This window comes from Pseudomonas sp. NY15356 (assembly GCF_048068175.1).
Classification (GTDB): domain Bacteria; phylum Pseudomonadota; class Gammaproteobacteria; order Pseudomonadales; family Pseudomonadaceae; genus Aquipseudomonas; species Aquipseudomonas putida_K.
In genome coordinates this window covers 1-1,424 of the sequence record NZ_JBLUPW010000062.1, presented here as the reverse complement: position 1 = coordinate 1,424, position 1,424 = coordinate 1, and the positions used below count along the sequence as shown (strand labels likewise).

At 64.8% G+C, this 1,424-nt stretch carries 1 protein-coding gene; it reads left to right on the top strand.

Features of this window, described 5'->3' with window-relative positions; translation table 11 throughout:
- Nucleotides 1-6: 6 nt before the first annotated feature.
- A partial coding sequence (locus ACNFCI_RS23885) for an aldehyde dehydrogenase family protein (RefSeq protein ID WP_416768409.1) occupies nucleotides 7-1,424 on the top strand: 1,418 nt, incomplete at its 3' end.

Here is a 1,424-nt window from a genome sequence, read left to right as displayed (position 1 = left end):
CACACCATGCGTTACGCACATCCGGGTACCGAAGGCGCGAAAATCACCTTCAAGAGCCGCTATGGCAACTACATCGGCGGTGAGTTCGTTCCTCCGGTCAAGGGTGAATACTTCACCAACACCTCGCCGGTGAACGGCCAGCCGATCGCCGAATTCCCCCGTTCCACCGCCGAGGACATCGACAAGGCCCTCGACGCCGCCCACGCCGCCGCCGATGCCTGGGGTCGCACTTCGGTGCAGGACCGCTCGAATGTGCTGCTACGTATCGCCGACCGCATCGAACAGAACCTGGAAATCCTGGCCATCACCGAGACCTGGGACAACGGCAAGCCGATCCGCGAAACCCTCAACGCCGACATCCCCCTGGCCGTGGACCACTTCCGCTATTTCGCCGGCTGCATTCGCGCCCAGGAAGGCGGCGCCGCCGAGATCAACGACAGCACCGTGGCCTACCACATCCACGAACCGCTGGGCGTGGTCGGGCAGATCATCCCGTGGAACTTCCCGCTGCTGATGGCCGCGTGGAAGCTGGCCCCGGCCCTGGCCGCCGGCAACTGCGTGGTGCTCAAGCCTGCCGAGCAGACCCCGCTGGGCATCACCGTGCTGCTCGAGCTGATCGGCGACCTGCTGCCCAAGGGCGTGCTCAACGTGGTGCAAGGCTTCGGCCGTGAGGCCGGCGAGGCCCTGGCCACCAGCAAGCGCATCGCCAAGATCGCCTTCACCGGCTCCACGCCGGTGGGCTCGCACATCATGAAATGCGCCGCCGAGAACATCATCCCGTCCACCGTGGAGCTGGGCGGCAAGTCGCCGAACGTGTACTTCGAGGACATCATGAAGGCCGAGCCGGCCTTCATCGACAAGGCCGCCGAAGGCATGGTGCTGGCGTTCTTCAACCAGGGCGAGGTGTGCACCTGCCCATCCCGTGCGCTGGTGCAGGAGTCGATCTACGACGAATTCATGCAGGTGGTGATGAAGAAGGTGCTGCAGATCAAGCGCGGCGACCCGCTGGACACCGACACCATGGTCGGCGCCCAGGCCTCGCAGCAACAGTTCGAGAAGATCCTCTCCTACCTGGAGATCGCCCAGAAGGAAGGCGCCGAGCTGCTGACCGGGGGCAAGGTGGAGAAACTCGAAGGCAGCCTGGCCACCGGCTATTACATCCAGCCGACCCTGCTCAAGGGCAACAACCGCATGCGCGTGTTCCAGGAAGAGATCTTCGGCCCGGTGGTCAGCGTCACCACCTTCAAGGACGAGGCCGAGGCCCTGGCCATCGCCAACGACACCGAGTTCGGCCTCGGCGCAGGCGTCTGGACCCGTGACATCAACCGCGCCTACCGCATGGGTCGCGGCATCAAGGCCGGCCGCGTATGGACCAACTGCTACCACCTGTACCCGGCCCATGCCGCGTTCGGTGGCTACAAGAA